This window comes from Flavobacterium sp. SOK18b (genome assembly GCF_014156605.1).
GTDB lineage: Bacteria > Bacteroidota > Bacteroidia > Flavobacteriales > Flavobacteriaceae > Flavobacterium > Flavobacterium tiangeerense.
Genome location: NZ_QKNZ01000023.1, coordinates 1 through 18,977 on the forward strand (window position 1 = coordinate 1; position 18,977 = coordinate 18,977).

Genomic DNA, 18,977 nt, shown 5'->3' on the forward strand with positions numbered 1-18,977 from the left:
AACAACTATAATGCAATAATTAAAGAGTAGAACAGCTGAGTCAAAAGGGATGATTTCAAATAATAAAAGAGTAGATATATAGATAAAATTTAAACTAATAAAAATCCAATACCATTTTTGAGATTTTATAATAGAATAGGAGAAAAAGAATGTAATTATGTATGCGACAAAGGGAATTTTATCATTTGGAAATAGTATTAAATTTCGTGAAATAACAACAAACGAGATTAGGAATGCAACTCTAAAAATCTTTTGGATGTAATGATAAATATATTTTGATTTAAGACTTAGGAAATAAATCAAAAATAAAAGGCTTCCTAATATTAAGTTAGGTATTAAAAGACTTTTTGTTCTTACTTTAAATATTTCGAATACAATTTCTAAAACGGGTATAACTAAACCCAAAAATAAAAAATACAGTTGGTATTCTTCACTCTTTGAATCCTTAAGAGGGTAATTTTTAATATATCCCGGATACAATAAAGTTCTAATTTTTGAGAATTTAAAAATTAGCAAAAAAAACAATAAAAAGATAAATGGATTAATTACCCGAAATAAATTATTATCTACTGCTAATTTATCAAAAAGCATCATTAATTTACTTGAAATAGTTGTTGTAAACCAACTTGTTGAAAGGTAGCTTAATGGGATTGTGGGTAAGTATCCGCAGTAATGATTCAAATTTTCTTAAATTGAGTTAGTTATTTTATTAAATAAAAAACAACAAATTACTACTTTTATTTGAATAAGCCAAAATTGATTTCAAAATCAATTTTGGCTTTATTTTTTATTACAGAGATTCAAAATTTGTAGGTACTACCTCTTCTTTATTTTCAGGAAAACCAATAATGTATTTGTAAATGATGTAGCTCATGGAATATATAAACGGAAAAGTAAAAAGGATTCCAATGCAACATGCAAAAATACCTAAGCAAACTACTATAATACCTATAATTAAGAGAGCAAATAATATAAATGGCTGTTTAGCAACAATAACGATACTAGTTTCTATGGCTTTCAACGCTTTTAAATTTCCAAAAATTATTAAAGGAATAGATAAAAAAGTGAATAATGATAAAATAGTTGAGAGTACGGCACCTAAAAGAGGTATTTCTGCATAGTTTATTACTCCACGAATGAAACTATCTACTACACCAATTAAAAATGAAGCAATAATAATTTCCTGAACATACGGAGATTTGTAATAATGAAACATGGTTGATACATGAAATTCTTCATCTTTATCTGCGTTATGAGCCATTTTAAATAATCCAGCAATAAAAGGACTTACTAATGTACCTATGGCAATACTTATAAGTAATACAATCAAATAGCCATAAAGGTCTAAATTTTCAGGCCTGAAATCTTCTGCTTTTAAAATAGTTAATGCTTCATCGGTTCCAAAAATTACTGCGAAAATTCCAGCAAGCCCCAATATAAAAACAACAAAAAACATAAAGAGTACTAGACCGCCATACATAGCAATTTTTTTATAGTTTTCTATAGTTTGATTAAATACATCGCCAAAATCAATGTTGTAGCCTTGTGATTTAATTTCGTCTATACGTTTTTTAACAGGTGCATTCATTTTAAAATAGGTTATTGGTTATTAATTAGTTTAAAGTTTAAAAATTTTACATCAGTTTTAAAAATTTCCGAATCGTTTTTAGTTTTTCATTGTAAGGAGCATAGCGCAAAGGTAAGTCAAGCCATGTTCCTCGTTTTACAATTGCTTTTTTATGCGAAAAAATATCAAAACTTAATTTACCGTGATAGGCACCCATTCCTGAATGTCCTACACCACCAAATGGCAATCTATTGTTTACGAGATGTACAACGGTGTCATTGACACAACCTCCACCAAATGAATATTTTTTAAGTATTTCATCAGTGAATGATTTATTAGTACTAAAAATGTAAAGAGCTAGAGGCTTTTCATAACTTTTTATTACTCTTTCCAAATCTGAAGTAGTTTGGTAAGATAGGATAGGTAATATTGGACCAAAAATTTCCTCATTCATTACGGGACTTGTACTTTTAGGTTCGTCTAGTAAAGTAGGGGCAATGTATAAGGTGTCTTTATTTGTTTGTCCTCCGAATAAAATGGTTTCGTTATTTAATAAATCGTTTAAACGCTGCCAGTTTTTCAAATTTACAATTCGAGCAAAGTCTGGTGATTGCTCAGGATTTGTACCTAGTGCTTTTTCAATTTCTTGAATCAAATAAGTTGTGAATTCTTTTTTTATTTTTTGGTGAACCAAAATATAATCAGGTGCTACACAGGTTTGTCCAGCATTGATGATTTTTCCCCATACAATTCGGCGTGCGCTAAGTTGTAAATCAGCCGTTTCATCTACAATACAAGGACTTTTCCCTCCTAATTCTAAGGTAACCGGCGTAAGATGAACGGCTGCGGCTTGTGCTATGATTTTTCCCACTGCAACGCTTCCTGTAAAAAAGATATAATCCCAACGTTTGCTCAATAATTGTGTTGACACGGTGGCGTCACCTGTTATGACAACGACATCTTTTGCGGCAAAAGTTTCACTAATAATTTTTGAAATGATGTGTGAAGTATTAGGAGTAAGCTCAGAGGGTTTTAGTGTTACTTTATTTCCGGCGGCTACAGCGGCTACAAGAGGACACAATGCGAGTTGAAAAGGATAATTCCACGGAGCCAAAATCAAAACATGTCCATAAGGTTCGCTATATATATAATCTGATGAAGGAAAATTTAGTAATGAGGATCTAACTTTTTTTGGCTTAGCCCAAGAATCAATATTTTTAATAGTTTCTTTTAAGTCGCTGATAACGTAATTTGTTTCTGTTAAAACGGCCTCAAAAGCTGGTTTTTTAAAATCATCATACAAAGCTTTTATTATTGCCTCTTCATGGTTTATGATGACTTGCAATAATTTTTTCAAAGATTCTTTACGAGTACTTATATCAATTTGATTCACAATTTAGATTTTAAATATTACAGTATTATTTTAGAAACAAAATATCGCAAGAGGTCTTTACCATAGAAATTTACAAATTCTTCTCTTGGTGTTAGTAGCATAAGTATCAAATTTGTTACGCTTTAAATTTCATGAAGTGCTCATTAAATGGCATTCCAGATTACATCATTTGGTGTGGGAGCAATAATAGTGGTTACTTCTTTAGAAACGGGGTGGGTAAACATTAACTTTCGGGCGTGCAAATGAATTCCACCGTCTGGATTGCTTCTGTCAAAACCATATTTTAAATCTCCTTTTATGGGCGTATTTATGGCAGCGAGTTGGGCTCTAATTTGGTGGTGTCTACCTGTATGAAGATTTATTTCTAACGCATAATAATTATTGAGTTCCTTGATGATTTTATAATCTAAACTAGCTAATTTGCTGTCAGGAACTTCTTTTAAATGTGCTTTTGAGCTGTTATTTTTTTCGTTTCTTTTAAGATAGTGCACGAGTTTATCCGTATCATGTAAGGGTTTGTTTTTTACCACACACCAATAGGTTTTTTGAGTCTCGCGATTGCTAAACAACTCATTCATTCTAGTCAACGCTTTGCTGGTTCTTGCAAAAACTACAATTCCTGTTGTAGGTCTGTCAAGCCTATGTACCACTCCTAGAAAAACTTCTCCTGGTTTGTTGTATTTCTCTTTGATGTATTCTTTAACCACATCAGATAATGGTTTGTCACCCGTTTTATCGCCTTGCACAATATCACCCACACGTTTGTTTACCACAATTAAATGGTTGTCTTCGTGTAGAATTTGTAAGTTATTTTTATCAGAAACTATTTTCATTTGGATTTTTTAGATTGTTAGATTATTAGATTTTTAGACAGGTTAGACTTTGTTAGATGTTTAGATTCTAAACAATTTTTACCGTCTAAAAACAATAAAAATTAAGAAAGACTATAATAAAGTTGCTCTAAACCTTGAAGTCATCTTAATAATTTCCTCTAACATATTTGTTAATTCTATTAAATCTTGCGGAGTGATGAAACCCAAATCGGATGAAATAAGAATTTGTGTTTCAATTTCATATGCTGAACCGATGGCAATTTCTAAAAATCGTGCAAAGTCCTTATTTGATTGCCTAGACGATCCTTCGGCTATATTTGAAGGAATAGAAACAGTAGCTCTTCTTAATTGATTTGTTAGTCCAAATTTTTCTTCGTTAGGAAAAGACGAAGTCACTGTGTAAATTTTTGAACAAAAAAATCTACTTTTTTTCCAAATTTCTAAATCTTTAAATCGATGCATTTCATTTTTTTATTCTAACAATCTAAATAGTCTGATAATCTATGTGGTCTCTACTTAATATTGTTCGTTTGCATTAGGGAAATCACTTGACTTTACATCAGCAACATATTGCCCGATAGCAGCTGTCATTTCTTTGTATAAATCCATATAGCGTCTTAAAAAACGTGGACTAAATTCGTTATTCATCCCTAGCATGTCATGAATTACAAGTACTTGGCCATCTACACCACCACCAGCACCAATCCCTATTACAGGAATAGAAATACTTTGCGCTACTTTTTCGGCTAAATGAGCTGGTATTTTTTCAAGAACTAATGCAAAACAGCCTAATTTTTCAAGTAATTGAGCATCTTCTATTAGTTTGTCTGCTTCTTCTTCTTCTTTGGCTCGAACGGTATATGTACCAAATTTATAAATGGATTGCGGCGTAAGACCTAAATGTCCCATAACCGGAATTCCCGCATTCAATATTTTTTTTATAGAGTCTTTTATTTCTTTACCGCCTTCAAGTTTTACGGCATGACCACCGCTTTCTTTCATAATTCTAATAGCAGATCGTAAGGCTTCTTTTGGGTCTGATTGATAACTTCCAAAAGGTAAATCAACCACAACAAGTGCTCTTTCTATGGCGCGCACTACAGATGAAGCATGATAAATCATTTGGTCAAGTGTAATTGGCAATGTAGTTTCATGACCCGCCATTACATTTGATGCCGAATCACCTACAAGAATCACATCAATTCCTGCTGTATCTACAATTTTTGCCATTGTAAAATCATAAGCTGTTAGCATTGAAATTTTTTCGCCATTGGCTTTCATTTCAATCAACGATTTAGTTGTAATTCTTTTATAATCTTTTTTAGCTACAGACATAATTTTATATTTAAGTTTGTAAAGGTACTAAAATGAATATTTTTATTCTTTAATGTCTAACTAAAGTTTTTCTATTCAAAAACTCGTAAATCATCTGCTATGAGAACTATTATTGTATTATTTTTTCTAGTTGTAAGTAACTGTATTCAAGCACAAAATAATGAAGCGCAAAATGCAATTGAAAAATTTTTCATGGCTTTTCATGCCAAAGATACGATGACGTTAAAATCTCTTTGTGATAAAAAAATGATTTTACAAACCATTTCAGAAAAAGAAGGAAGTGCTAAATTAGAAAATAGTGATCCAGATACGTTTTTTAAATCAATAGCTAGTATTCCAAAAGGAACAGTATTTCTTGAAAAAATATTGAGATATGAAGTTCAAATAGAAGGAAGTTTAGCGCACGTCTGGACGCCTTATGAATTTTATGTCAACGGTAAACTGAGTCACAAAGGAGTTAATTCATTCACCTTGTTTAAAGATCAGTTTGCAGAAAATTCAAATTGGAGAATCATTCATTTAATTGATACTCGCCGAAAATAATGCATGTTTTTGAGAATTTTTTTCGTCGAATAATACTCAAATAGAAAGTAGTATCAATTAAAATTGCTGTCTAAAAAGGGAATATTTAGTAATTTTCATCGTTTAAGTCAGATTCTTGTTCTTCTTGTTTTTTAAAATCTTGGTTTAAGAAATCCGTATAGTCTTCTTTGTCTTTATTGTTTTTTCTTATCAAAAAACATATTAAAACTAGAATCCCTATAGCTAATCCAATAAGTATTATCCAATTGATTTTCATGATTTTGCTAGGGATTAATGTAAGAGAAAGTATAATTAAAATCATCACAAAAAGTAACGCACTGTTTCGGCGCTTGGCAAGTTTGGAATTATGATAACTTTTTTTTAAAAATTAAATACGAAACTTTGAAAAGAACAAAATCATCTTTAAATTATATCTAAAACCCAAACTTGCCAAATGCCTTTTTACAACAGTTATTTTTTATATTCTTTTATGATTTGATTTATTTTACCAAAAATTGACTTACCATCATTATCTTTCATTTCAATTTCTATTCTGTCCCCAAAACTCATAAATGGAGTAGAGGCTTTTCCATCTTTTATTATTTCTAAACATCTAACCTCTGCTAGACAGCTTGAACCATCGAGACTTCCTTGATTTGCAACTGTTCCTGAGCCAATAATTGTTCCAGCCATTAATGAACGAGTTTTAGAAGCATGTGCAACTAATTGGCCAAAGTCAAAAGTCATATCAATCCCAGCATTAGGAGAACCAATAAGATTTCCGTTTAAGGTTGAATGTAGTGGCAAATGAAGTTTTCCATTTTTCCAGCTATCAGCAAGTTCATTTGGAGTTACAACCACAGGTGCAAATGATGTCCAAGGTTTAGATTGATAGAATCCAAATTGTTTGGAAAGCTCATTTGGTATTAAATTACGTAAAGACACATCGTTAATAATGGTGATTAACTTAATATGTTTTAAAGCATCTTCTGAATTAGTTCCTGCTGGAACATCATCTGTAATAACAGCTACTTCAGATTCAAAGTCAATACCCCAATCTTCATTTTCGATTTCAATGTCATCATTCGCTCCAATAAATGCGTCAGAAGCTCCCATATACATTAAAGGATCTGTCCAAAAAGATTCGGGTAATTCAGAATTTCTAGCCTTTCGCACTAGTTCTACGTGAGTTACATAAGCACTCCCGTCAGCCCAATGATACGCTCGAGGAATTGGCGCTAAAACTCTAACAGAAGAAAAGTGAAACGCATTAGGCAACTTATCAGAGTTTAAGTCATTATAAACACTTTCTAATTTAGTTTCTGTTTCTTTCCAGTTATCAATTGCGAATTGCATTGTTGCTGCAATTTCGGGTACTATAACTGCTTTTGTTAAATCTTTATTTACAACAACTAATTGTCCATCTCTGGTCTTATTGTCAATTGAAGCTAATTTCATTTAGATTTTGTTTATGAGTTTATTATTATAGCTTAAATATTTATTTCAAGGTTAACAATCAGCCATGTTTACTGCAATGGCAAGTCCACCTTCAGATGTTTCTTTGTATTTATTATTCATGTCTTTGGCAGTTTGCCACATTGTGTCAACTACTTTATCCAATGGCACTTTTGCATTCTTAGGATCAGTTTCAAGTGCAAGCTCAGCAGCATTAATGGCTTTGATGGCTCCCATAGTATTGCGTTCAATACACGGAATTTGAACCAAGCCTCCTATTGGGTCACAAGTTAAACCTAAGTGATGTTCCATTGCAATTTCGGCAGCCATAAGTACTTGCTCAGGAGTACCACCCATAGCTTCACAAAGTGCCGCTGCTGCCATGGCTGATGACACTCCAATTTCTGCTTGACAGCCACCCATAGCAGCTGATATTGTGGAGCCTTTCTTGAAAATACTACCTATTTCGCCGGCCACCATCAAGAATTGTTTGATTTCTGTGTTGCCTGCGTTATGATTTTCTATTACTAAATAGTACATTAAAACTGCTGGAATTACTCCAGCACTTCCATTTGTAGGGGCAGTCACTACGCGACCTAAAGCTGCATTAACTTCGTTAACGGCCAGTGCAAAACACGATACCCATTTTAGAATTTGACGAAATTTCACCTCCGTTTTTCTGATTTCTTCCAACCAAGATTGTGGCGAATCATAATTTGCTAATCCAATTAAATTTTGATGCATATCAAAGGCGCGTCTACGTACATTGAGTCCGCCTGGCAGAATCCCTTCAGAGTGGCAACCGATGTACATGCATTCTAGCATGGTTTTCCAAATACGCATGAGTTCATGATCAATTATCTCCTCAGTGCGCATTGATTTCTCATTCTCAAATACTATTTCTGAGATTGATTTTTTTTCTTTGGTACAAATTTCTAGCAATTCAGATGCCTTATCAATCGGATAGGGAAAAGCACATTTTACCTGTGTTTTCTTTTTAGCATTGGTACGTTCTTCTTTTACAACAAAACCACCACCTATGGAATAAAATGTAGCTGTGTAGTTTGAATCGTTAGTAAGAAATGCTGTAAAAGTCAATCCATTTGCATGAAAGGGAAGGAAGTTTTTATTGAAAACAATGTCTTGTAAAAAATAGAAAGGAATGTTTTTTTCGTTCCCTAAATTGATTTCGTTTTTATTTTCGATTGATTTAATGATGCTATCGATATTCTCAACGGGAATGTATTCTGGATCTTGGCCACTTAATCCTAGCATGACTGCTAGATCTGTTGCATGGCCTCTTCCTGTTAAGGAAAGTGAACCGTATAAATCTATTTGTACACGAGTCACAGCTGAGAGTAAATTTTCAGTTCTTAGTTCTTCTAAAAAGCGTTCAGCTGCTCTCCAAGGCCCTAATGTATGAGAACTTGAAGGACCAACACCAATCTTTAGCATGTCAAAAACAGAGATACATTCTTCCATCTAGATTTAATTTTGTTTACTGCAAATATAATAGAATGTTGCAACGAAACGAATTTTTGAACTCCTAAAAGTGCTTTTTTAACAATGAGAATGTCATTTTTATTCATTTTTATTAAAATTGAAACTTCCTAAATTTTGATATCTTTTGGAGCAATATGTACTTTCAATTTTTTCATTTTCGTAGTTAACGGTGCCTTGTAGAAAACTAATTTTATAGTTAAATTTGGAGCATAACTAATTTTAACTCTATGAAAAAAATCGTTTTTTCAGTTTTGTTCAGCGCAGCAATGGTGCTGCAAGCGTATGCTCAAATTCAATCTCCTGAGCAATTTTCACCTAACTATGGCAAGCAAATTTCGCATTACCATCAAGTTGAAAACTATTTCAAACAGCTTATTGATAATTCTTCTGCCATTGTAAAACATAAATACGGAGTAACGGCTGAGCAAAGAGATTTAAATGTTTACTATATTTCAACCCCAGAAAACTTGGCAAATCTTGAAGAAATCAGGACAAATAATCTGGCATCAATTGGGCTTTCGCCAAAGAAAAATCAAACTGTAGGTGATAAAGTAATTGTCTGGTTGAGTTTTAATGTTCATGGCAATGAATTTGCTGGAACAGAAAGTGCGATGACTGTTGCTTATGAATTGCTAAATCCTTCCAATACAACAACAAAAAAATGGTTAGAGAATACCATTGTAATTCTAGATCCGTGCATTAATCCAGATGGATATTCTCGATACGGGAATTGGTTAAGAGAAATTTCCGGAAAGAAAACACATCCAGAACTATCCGATAGAGAACACATGGAGGATTGGCCAGGCGGAAGATTCAATCATTATCTTTTTGATTTAAATAGAGATTGGGCTTGGCAAACTCAGCTAGAGTCTCAGCAACGCATTGCTTTGTACCACCAGTGGATGCCTCAAGTTCATACTGATGTGCATGAAATGGGGTATGACTCTCCTTATTTTTTTCCTCCGTCAGCTGAACCTTTACATGAATTTATTGAAAAATATCAGCGGGATTTTCACCAAACTTTAGGTCAAAACATTTCTAAAAAATTTGATGCGCAAAACTGGATGTACAACACCGGAGAACGTTTTGACTTGTTTTACCCAAGTTACGGCGATACTTATCCTACGTACAACGGAGCTGTAGGTATGACGCTAGAACAGGGCGGAATAGGAGCTGGGCGCGCAATACAAATGAGTAATGGATCTATATTGACCATTAAAGATAGAGTAGCGCATCATGCAACTGCGGTTTTAACAGTGGTTGAGTCGGCTTCTAACAAAGCAGAAGAATTGCTCAATGGTTTTCGTGGATTTATGAACAATTCCAGAAAAACAGTTAAGGGAGCTTACAAAACCTATGTTATGAAAAGCAATCCAAAATTAATTCAAATGACTGATTTACTTTCAAAAAACAAAATTGAATTTAGTTTTGCTGCAGCAAGTGCAAAAACATCAGGTTACAATTATTCCACAAAGAAGGAAATCAGTTTTGCAATAGAACCTAATGATTTAATTGTAAAAGTAGATCAACCTAAAGCGGTTTTGGCACAAATTCTTTTTGAACCCAATCAAAAACTAAATGATAGTTTATCCTATGACATAACGGCTTGGGCTTTGCCACTCGCTTATGGTGTTCAAGGTTATGCTGTAAAAAATGAGGTTGCCATTTCAACTAAGACATCCGTAGAAACTCCAGTTCGTGAAGTTTCAAAAAATATATATGCTTTTCATATACCTTGGAATAACAGAGTTTCAGCGCAAGTTTTATCTGTTTTACATCAAAATAATATTAAAGTTAGAACAGCTGCAAAAGAAGCCGTTTTTGGCACTGTTACTATTGCCCCAGGAGGGTTAGTAGTGACGAAAACAGATAATCCACAGGTATTAAATTTTGAACAAACCATTTCTAATTTAATCAAAGACAAATCTGATTTTAATACTATTTCAACGGGTTTTTCATCGAATGCTAGAGATGTTGGTGGTGAAAATTTTAGTCTTTTAAAAGCTCCAAAAGTGGTATTACTTTCTGGAAAAGGGGTGAGTCCAACAGAGTTTGGAGCCACTTGGTATTATATGCAAGAGACACTGGGCTATCCGGTAAGCGTAGTTGAAACCAATAATTTTAACAGATTGAATTTAGCTTCATATAACACACTGATTTTAGCAGATGGCTATTATGATTTTACTGAGGCACAGCAGAAAAAAATATCAGAATGGATTAACAATGGCGGAAAAGTGATTGCCATGAATAATGCTATTTCCCTTTTTGATGGAAAAGAAGGTTACGCTTTGACGCCATTTGCTTCAGAAGAAGAAAAACTGTTAGCAGAAAAAGAGGCGGATGAAGATGTTTTATTAGAAAGAACACTTGATTATCAAAATGCAGAGCGCAGGTTTATTTCTAAAGCAATTCCTGGAGCAATCATTGAAAATAAATTAGATCAATCACATCCTTTAAGTTTTGGACTAGGAGATCGCTATTTTAGTTTAAAAACAGATGACAAACGCTATTCATTATTAAAAAATGCATTTAATGTAATATATGTTCCTACTGATTACAAAAGTTACGGATTTGTAGGTAGTAAAATCAAGAAAAAACTAAATAATACTGTAAGTTTTGCAGTAGAATCAAAAGGGGCTGGATGTGTTGTTTACATGATTGATAATCCCTTGTTTAGAGGTTTTTGGGAAAATGGAATTCTCTTATTTAGTAATGCACTATTTCTTGTGGATTAATTATAAGAATTTCTTTTAACAAAAAAAGCACGTTGATTCATGCTTTTTTTGTTTTTAAAATGGATAACCAATGGCTAGATTGAAAATTAAATTTTCTTTTCTCCAAGGACCACTACCAAAATTGATTTGGTCTATAACCCAACGGTTCTCTGAGGGTAAATTTGGTTTTCGTAAAGGAAAAGCAAGATCCGTACGCAATACTAAAAAAGACAAATCGAAGCGTAATCCGGCACCCGCTCCAATGGCCATTTCACTCATAAATTTATTCGAAAATTTAGCGCCTGGTTTTTCTGTATTTTCACGTAATAACCAAATGTTTCCTGCATCAATAAATAAAGCTCCCTTTACGAGTCCATAAATTTGTGCGCGATATTCTGTATTGAACTCGAGCTTAATGTCACCTGATTGATCGGGTAAAAAAGAATTTGTATTTTGGTTTTCATTTTTAAAACTTCCTGGTCCTACAGATCGAGCTCTAAAAGCACGTAAACTATTGGTTCCGCCAATGAAGAATTGTTTAATAAAAGGCATTTCTCTTGAATTTCCGTATGCAATACCTGCGCCAGCAATGATTCTGGTTGCCAATTGGGAATTTTCTGAAAATTTATAATAATGCCTAAAGTCATTTTCTATTTTTATAAATTGACTAAAAGGAACATCAAATACGGTAATTGGGTCTTCTTTTTTTGCATTGGCACCTGTAGCTAATCCTGCAATATTTCCAGCTAAATCAACAGTTCCTTTGTAGTAAAAGGTGTTTTTTCTACGTTTTTGAGTAGTATTGGTATACGTATAAGAATAGGTAGGACCAAAAATCAATTGTTTTTCGATTACTTTATTTAAAGATGGATTTTCTGCAATTTTTTCTAAATACAATTCGGTAACATTCTGAGGACTTGCGTATGTTATTTCACTAACATTAAGTTGGTGTTCTTTTCTTTCATTTTCTTTCCAAAGGTATCCAAAAGAGGCTTTGAAGGTTTGCAAAGAATATAGTTTTGTTCTATTTTGAAACTCATAGCCTATTGTTGCTTTCGTTTTTGGTACAAAACCTGAAGGCGATTTAAATTTAAAAGGAGCGATAATTCTTGGCCAAATTAAATTAGCTTCAGTACCAAAACGATATACATTAAAGCCATTATTTTGTCCAGAAACTTGTACTTCAACACCACCAAATGCTGAAATAGTTAGCAATTCAGCACCTCTAAAAGTGTTGCGATTGCTCCAGTTTAGGTTTAATTCTGTCCCGGTATAATTGGCTGAATTGGTTTTACCCAAAAGCTCTAATTGAATAGATTTCCTTGGTAATGGAGTAAGATAATAATAGGCATCAAGATAATTTCCTATGGTATCTGAAACTTTGAATTGATTTTTTACAAATTTAAAAACACCAAGATTAACTAGTCTGTTTAGAGATAAATTATGATTGGTACGGTTGTATAAATCCTCTTTTTTAAAATACAAAGCTCTATCAAAAATGCGGGGTTTAAATAAATTTTCGGGATCAATAATAGCGAGTCCATTTTGTTTTTTAATGGTATCAATTTTTAGGGCTTTGTTTTCAGCATCAAGAGTATAATTAGAAAACACTACTATTTTATTTATTTTGTAAGGTGTTGTTGCAAGTTTTGATGCATCAGATTTGATTTTGACTATGAGGTCTACTTTATTTTTTGCAACAGTTGAGTCTACTTGAACAATAATATTGTCAGGATTAAAGTAAAAAAAACCTTTTTCTTTTAATCTTGCATCTATCCTAATTCTTTCCTCTTTTATGACCTCTAAACTGTATGGATCTCCTTTTTTTAATCTGGATCTTCGTTGCGTATTGCGTATTTCAATTCCTATTTTTGAGGAGTCTATAGGGAACTTAACTTCATTAATTGTATACTGTTTTCCTGTAGTTACCGTGTATGTAGCGCTAGCTTTTTTATCAACACGTGTTGAATCGGCTTTGCTTTTTCCGTTAAAGTATCCATTATTTTCAATGTAGTTTTGCAAGACACTTTTGTTATACTCTAAATCAACTTGGCTATATAATACAGGCGGTTCTCCCACTTTATTTTTAAGCCAGTATCGCAATCCTTTTTCTTTTTTTGGAGTTCCAGCAAGGTTATAAATGTATAATTTTGGTTTTAACCCTAAGATAGATTTATTGGGCTTGGGTCTGACTAGTGCTTCTAAATTGTTTTTGAGTTCTTTTCTTGATTTCTTAGTACTGTCATTTTTTTCAATAGTAACATCAGCACCTGTATACAACAATTCACCTTCAGGTAAAAAACGGGTGTTGCTGCAGGATTGAAATAGCAGACATAAAAAAAATAAGATTATAATACCTTTCCCTTTCATTACGATTCGTTTTGTAAAATAAAGACTATTTTGATTTGTAAGTACAGCTTTATTTATGATTTGAAATTATTTTTTTGATGCATTTTTTCGGAACAATTCACTGAACTTGTTGTAATCCATTGTGATTACAAATGCAACTCCAGTTTCTACAACTTCACCTTGAAGTGCTACTTGGTATTTATTGACACGATAAGCTCTTACTTTGTATCTTCCATCTTTTGTAAGTTGATAATCAATAGAAACATCACCTGCAATATTATTCGCATTTTGATTGGCTTGTTGAGAACCTTCTATACCAAAACTACTTCCTACGGTTATTTTGAGTCGGTCATTGAGTAGTTTTTTGGAAACACCTACACTAAAATCAGTTTTGTTTTGACGTTGTCCTGATGTGAAATCTTCAGTTGTATTTAAATCAAAATTCAATTCGATTCCTTGAATTAAATCTCCTGCCAAGTTATTGAGTTGTTGCGATAAAATTTTGCTAGCGCTTTCTCTAGCTAATGAAGAAACGGTTGTACCACCGTTTTCGCTAGTAAAAGGATTCTCCCCAATAAAACGATTTAACAATAACAATGCAAAAACTTGCTTGTTCAACTCATCTTGTTGTTCTCTTAATTGACTTAGTTTAGCTTGAGTTGTATTAATAATTTCAGTAGAAACATTGTTGTTACCATCAGGTAAAATAATATCAAATGAAATGTTGGGTTTCATAAGATCTCCATTCATTTTTAGGGCTGTTTCAAAAGGAATTTTTTCTTTGTATGTATTTCTTAACGTAGGTGTTATGTCACCCAATTGATCGTTTACTAAATCAATAGGCGCAGCATTAGTTTTATAAATAGCTGTAATATTAATATCTGCACTAGTTGGTTCGCCGGTCCATAAAATATAACTGCCTTCTTTAATATTGAATTTTCGTTTGATACCGTTAAAATTCATTTCATAGCTTCCTTCATTCAACTCATATCGACCAGTTAAATTTGTCTTCCCTGATGCATCTATGCCGCCAGTTAATTGAGCCTCGCCTTTCAATTTTAAATAATCTCCATTTGCTTTATCAATAACCAGTGAAAGCTCTGCATCCTTATCTATTTCAATATTTACTGATGCATTAATACCTTTTACGGTTGATTCACTACTTATATTTTCAAGATTTGTATTCGTAATTATTTGAGGATTATCTTGATCTATAAATTCAACAATTCCCTCACGATCAGCAATGGATGGATCAGATTGTGGCAATACAATGGTAAATTTGGTGTCCCTATTGATTTTTATTGTACCATCAATTATAGGATTGTTTAAACTACCAGCTATCCTGATGTTGTTATCCAGAAATAATTCACCGTAGTATAAATCATTGTCTTTTGCTTTTGAATTTACTGCTTTAAAATTTTTAGCATCAACGGTTAGATTAAATCCGAAATTACTAAAATTAGACGTATCAATTGTCCCATTAACGTTCAACTCATTGTCATTTTCATCCTTTATGGTAAAGGTTTCAAAAACAATTGTGTTGGGTTGAAAAACTATTTTATCATTAATGGATTTGAATCTAGCATTAAGAGGAGTCACTTTAAATCCGATTTCGTTAAAAGCTAATTCACCCTGTACATTAGGTTGGCTTGCACTTCCTGTAATCGATAATTTTCCGTTTAAAAAACCAGTACTTTCCGTTAGATTATTTAAAGTAAATCCTTGTATGCTTTTAAGGTTTAACTTGTCAATAATTAAATTCATATCAAAACTACTGGTGGTCGTTTTATAATTCCCTTCAAGATTTACTTGATTTCCTTGACCTGTTATTGCAACAACGGCATCATACTGGTTTGCAATAGTGTTATTTACTTGAAGCTTTATATTTCCAATAGTATCTTTTTTGAATGTAAAATTCTCGACACTTAAATCAGAAGTGAAAAGGGGTGATGTGTTTAAATTTCTTATTTCTGCCGTTCCATTGATTTTTCCACTAAGTTGTAAATCCTTTTTCTCTACAAAACTTGTAATAGTGTTGATATCAAACTCCTTAAAATTGACTTGTAACGGAGCATTGGCATTACTTGATTTTGATTGTACTTGAATAGTACTTCCGTTGTTTTTAAGATTAAAATTATTAATAAACAAGCCTTTAGTTAAACTGCTAACTACGTTTTCTTTATCAATGGTCCACGGTTCATAATTCAATATTAATTTATCAGGATTCAATCGTATTTCTGTACCACCATTTTGAGATTGAACAGTACCTGCAATGAGGTAGCGTTCTTCTTCTTTAGTGTTTTTTAACTGAAGTGCATACGTTATGATGTTATTTTGAATATCCCCAGTTAGTTCTGTATGCGGAAGTTCAAACTGTTCGTTTTGAATATCATCAACCATAAAATTATAAAGCAACTTTTGATCTTGTGTATCCAGTTTTAGTGTAGCATTTGTAACCGTTATGCTCTCATAAACTAGTTTTGGAATGGCTCCATTTAAAACAATCGAATCATTTACACTGTTGTAATTACCTGTAATAGTAATAGGTTCTAAGCTCTTAATTTGAGGAATCAATTGCATCACAATAGGACTATCCTTGATTTGAACCTTAAAATCAAACTGTTGATTTTCTTTAGTTTTCTTTTTCGATTTTTTAGGAGTAGTATCGTAATAAGCAGCAATCGAGTTGGTAATTGCAGTTCCTATTTTTGATAATTTGTATTTCCCTTCTAAAAACGCATCCATAAAAGGTGCTTTAACTTCAATAGAATTTTTTTGAGCGTTTGCTATTGCATGAACTTGGATAGAATCAATAGTATAGTTTTCTTTAGCATTGGTAATATTAATATGATGAGCAGTTAATGAACCATTGAGATAATCTAAATCCCCCGATTGGATGTCTGCATCTACAATACCACGAATTTTTAAAGGTCCAGCATGTAAATTCAGTTTTTCTAAATCAGCTATATCTACATTTAATTTTATTTTTCCGGATGGATATTTATCTTGAAATCTACCATTACCCACTAAATTGAATGTCAAATTAGGGTCTCTAGCCACTGCAGTAGCGTTAAAATTACCTTTTTGGATAGTTCCTTTTACAGCTATATTTTTATACGTATACTTGTTAAAATACGCTTTTTGAATACTTGCATTAAGAGCTACTGTAGCTGTTTTTGGGTTGAAACCAGTGCCTTTGATAGTGGTTTTTAGGGTAATTTTACCAATGGAGTCGTTCTTAATAAATTTCCCTAGATCAAAGTTTACAAAATCAGCTTTGGCATCATATTTTTCAAAGTTTTTGCGACTTTGATCAAATTTGGCTTTAATAGCTGCATTTCCATAACTACTTATGAGCTTCAAATCAGTCAAAAAAGTAGCAATAGTTCCCTTAAAAGTTCCTGTAACAGTCATTCTCGAAGGCAATTGAATGGTGTTAGGAATAGTTCCTTTGGGTACAAAATTATTTATGTCTTTTTGACCAGACTGAAATTTTTTAATATTAATGTCAAAGTAGGTTTTATCAACATTTGGTAAACCAATTATTGTGCCGCTCGCTGCCAGTGAAGTTGAGCCTATTCCGCTGATTTCCATTGACGGAATTGTTATATTTTTTACTTTTCCTTTAACCTTTCCGTTTATAGAAATGACTGCTTTTGGATTACTTTTAAATGGATTTGTAGAAGCTAAATTAGGAACAAATAACAGAATATCTTGAAAACCAATACTACTTTTGGTAAGGTTTGCTATCAAACTCAAATCTCCAATATTTTTTGAAATAGTAGCAAGAGATGAATATCCTATTTGTATTTCATTTTTTATTTCGGTTTGAGGGGTTTTTAAATACAGATTTTTGATGAAAGCATTTTTATTGCCATAGAAAAAGTCACCGTTTAGCGCCGAAATGTTCAATCCGCTTTTATCTTTAGCTGAAAAAGATTTAAGTTCACCTGAGATGTTTTCATTGTTGTAATTGAGAACTTCTAGGTCTAGATTCAAGCTTTTAATGTCTAAATGATTGTAGTCTAATCCTTTTTGAGTAAAAGCAACGTTATTGTTGTCATATTTAAAATTGATTCTCTTAAAAACACTCTTTTTTACTTTAATATCCCAATTGTTTGAACTGTTTGAAGTTTTAGTATTTTGGGTGACTAATTTTTTAATTTTACCTAACTCTAGAGCACCTTCAACTCCTGTTAATTCTAAATTTTCTAGAATAGCATATTGATTGTTCAAGTCTATTTTATCTAATTTTGTGATCAATTTTTTCACGTAGATATTGGTAGCCAATTTAGATTCTTGGCTTTTGTATTCAATTTTTATTTTACCAAGGTCTACATCACCAAATTTTAATTTCAGAGGATTTTCTATTGTATTATTCTCTGTTACAGTGCCTGATTTTTTTATAGAAGCAATGCCCTGAATTAATTTGAATTGCAAACCATTAACCTTGATTTTTGGAATGTCAAAGTTCATTTGGTTTAAATCAAATGTTTTGATACTAGTTTTAAAATGATTGAGATAAGTTGCAATTTCATTATTTGAAATAGCATCAGAATAGTGAAAATTAATTCTATCCAACTGAATTTCGTCAACTGAAAATTCCATTGGGGCTGAATCAGTCTTTTGTTTTTCTTGAGATGCAAGGGCTTTAATAATGTAGTCAAAATTAAAATTTCCTTTGCTGTCTTTTTTTATGTACGCCGTAATACCTGATAAATCAACACTATTTATGTCTACTTTATTGTTTATGAGTTGAAATAAACTGATGTTTACAGCAAGAGTATCTCCAGCAAAAAGAGTGTCTTTTTTTTGGTCTTCAAAGTATACGCCCTTTAATATAACTTTCTTTGGAAACCCTATTTCTAGACTGTCAATCACAACCTTTGTTTTGATTTTTTCTTCAAGATAGTGTACCGCTTTGTTCTTGGCATAATTTTGAACGGAAGGAATTTGTATCACCAAAAACAGTATTAAAAATAGGGATATCAAGGAGCCAACTGTCCAGAGGAACACTTTTAAAAGAATCTGTAAATATTTTTTCAAACGAAGTTTTTTATCTATCAAAATCATGTGATGTATTTGCTAATGCAGAAACATAAATGTCTACAAATATCGCTACAAAACAACAATTACCATTATATAATTGTATAAAATAGTTATATAATTCTTTCAAAAAAAAGTATAGCAATTGTTTCTAATTTCCATTTTCAAGATGAAGACGTCAACGTTATGCTTAAATACTTTGGGTGAAATATTCAAGGAATGTAATTCACCCAAAGGAAAAAAAGTGTGTTTGATAAGGA

Annotated in this window: 12 protein-coding genes; 2 read left to right on the forward strand and 10 right to left on the reverse strand. The window is 32.3% G+C overall.

The annotated features are described in order from the left end of the window. Positions 1-790: 790 nt before the first annotated feature. From DNC80_RS05345 to panB, 5 genes are all read right to left on the reverse strand, one after another. Entirely contained in the window at positions 791-1,588 is a 798-nt protein-coding gene (locus tag DNC80_RS05345; protein WP_182649870.1) for a hypothetical protein, read from the reverse strand. 46 nt (positions 1,589-1,634) lie between these two features. Then, positions 1,635-2,960: an aldehyde dehydrogenase gene (locus DNC80_RS05350; RefSeq protein WP_370628697.1), complete on the reverse strand. Its 1,326-nt coding sequence runs from the start codon at positions 2,958-2,960 to the stop codon at positions 1,635-1,637. Between the two features lie 143 nt (positions 2,961-3,103). Next, positions 3,104-3,793, reverse strand: coding sequence for an RluA family pseudouridine synthase (locus tag DNC80_RS05355; RefSeq protein ID WP_182649872.1), 690 nt, complete (start codon positions 3,791-3,793; stop codon positions 3,104-3,106). A 111-nt stretch (positions 3,794-3,904) separates the two neighbouring features. Next, the gene (locus DNC80_RS05360) at positions 3,905-4,255 is read right to left on the reverse strand and encodes a four helix bundle protein (RefSeq protein ID WP_182649874.1); all 351 of its coding nucleotides are present in this window, start codon (positions 4,253-4,255) and stop codon (positions 3,905-3,907) included. A 54-nt stretch (positions 4,256-4,309) separates the two neighbouring features. Next, the gene (gene panB, locus DNC80_RS05365; RefSeq protein ID WP_144892010.1) at positions 4,310-5,128 is read right to left on the reverse strand and encodes a 3-methyl-2-oxobutanoate hydroxymethyltransferase; all 819 of its coding nucleotides are present in this window, start codon (positions 5,126-5,128) and stop codon (positions 4,310-4,312) included. Positions 5,129-5,227: 99 nt separating this feature from the next. Between panB and DNC80_RS05370 the strand changes: the two genes are divergently transcribed. Then, positions 5,228-5,671 (forward strand): nuclear transport factor 2 family protein, encoded by a 444-nt coding sequence (locus tag DNC80_RS05370; protein ID WP_182649876.1) that lies wholly within the window; start codon positions 5,228-5,230, stop codon positions 5,669-5,671. Between the two features lie 85 nt (positions 5,672-5,756). On the opposite strand, the gene DNC80_RS05375 is transcribed toward DNC80_RS05370, so the two are convergent. From DNC80_RS05375 to DNC80_RS05385, 3 genes are all read right to left on the reverse strand, one after another. Then, positions 5,757-5,927: a hypothetical protein gene (locus DNC80_RS05375; RefSeq protein WP_182649878.1), complete on the reverse strand. Its 171-nt coding sequence runs from the start codon at positions 5,925-5,927 to the stop codon at positions 5,757-5,759. A gap of 194 nt (positions 5,928-6,121) precedes the next feature. Beyond that, positions 6,122-7,108 carry a fumarylacetoacetate hydrolase family protein gene (locus DNC80_RS05380; RefSeq protein WP_182649880.1) on the reverse strand — a complete coding sequence of 329 codons (987 nt, stop codon included), beginning with the start codon at positions 7,106-7,108 and terminating at the stop codon, positions 6,122-6,124. Between the two features lie 51 nt (positions 7,109-7,159). After that, positions 7,160-8,587 (reverse strand): L-serine ammonia-lyase, encoded by a 1,428-nt coding sequence (locus DNC80_RS05385; protein WP_182649881.1) that lies wholly within the window; start codon positions 8,585-8,587, stop codon positions 7,160-7,162. A 248-nt stretch (positions 8,588-8,835) separates the two neighbouring features. On the opposite strand from DNC80_RS05385, the gene DNC80_RS05390 reads away from it, so the two are divergent. Further along, the gene (locus DNC80_RS05390) at positions 8,836-11,343 is read left to right on the forward strand and encodes a M14 family metallopeptidase (RefSeq protein WP_182649883.1); all 2,508 of its coding nucleotides are present in this window, start codon (positions 8,836-8,838) and stop codon (positions 11,341-11,343) included. Between the two features lie 54 nt (positions 11,344-11,397). On the opposite strand, the gene DNC80_RS05395 is transcribed toward DNC80_RS05390, so the two are convergent. Together DNC80_RS05395 and DNC80_RS05400 are read right to left on the reverse strand one after the other, a co-directional pair. Continuing rightward, positions 11,398-13,692, reverse strand: coding sequence for a BamA/TamA family outer membrane protein (locus DNC80_RS05395; RefSeq protein ID WP_182649885.1), 2,295 nt, complete (start codon positions 13,690-13,692; stop codon positions 11,398-11,400). Positions 13,693-13,758: 66 nt separating this feature from the next. Then, positions 13,759-18,633 carry a translocation/assembly module TamB domain-containing protein gene (locus tag DNC80_RS05400; RefSeq protein WP_370628698.1) on the reverse strand — a complete coding sequence of 1,625 codons (4,875 nt, stop codon included), beginning with the start codon at positions 18,631-18,633 and terminating at the stop codon, positions 13,759-13,761. Between the last annotated feature and the right edge of the window lie 344 nt (positions 18,634-18,977).

Bases quoted from the DNA above. Each gene is read 5' to 3' on its own strand.
- panB (WP_144892010.1), bottom strand. From the start codon at position 5,128: ATGTCTGTAGCTAAAAAAGATTATAAAAGAATTACAACTAAATCGTTG.
- DNC80_RS05395 (WP_182649885.1), bottom strand. From the start codon at position 13,692: ATGAAAGGGAAAGGTATTATAATCTTATTTTTTTTATGTCTGCTATTT.
- DNC80_RS05380 (WP_182649880.1), bottom strand. From the start codon at position 7,108: ATGAAATTAGCTTCAATTGACAATAAGACCAGAGATGGACAATTAGTT.
- DNC80_RS05345 (WP_182649870.1), bottom strand. From the start codon at position 1,588: ATGAATGCACCTGTTAAAAAACGTATAGACGAAATTAAATCACAAGGC.
- DNC80_RS05370 (WP_182649876.1), top strand. From the start codon at position 5,228: ATGAGAACTATTATTGTATTATTTTTTCTAGTTGTAAGTAACTGTATT.
- DNC80_RS05375 (WP_182649878.1), bottom strand. From the start codon at position 5,927: ATGAAAATCAATTGGATAATACTTATTGGATTAGCTATAGGGATTCTA.
- DNC80_RS05390 (WP_182649883.1), top strand. From the start codon at position 8,836: ATGAAAAAAATCGTTTTTTCAGTTTTGTTCAGCGCAGCAATGGTGCTG.
- DNC80_RS05360 (WP_182649874.1), bottom strand. From the start codon at position 4,255: ATGCATCGATTTAAAGATTTAGAAATTTGGAAAAAAAGTAGATTTTTT.
- DNC80_RS05385 (WP_182649881.1), bottom strand. From the start codon at position 8,587: ATGGAAGAATGTATCTCTGTTTTTGACATGCTAAAGATTGGTGTTGGT.
- DNC80_RS05355 (WP_182649872.1), bottom strand. From the start codon at position 3,793: ATGAAAATAGTTTCTGATAAAAATAACTTACAAATTCTACACGAAGAC.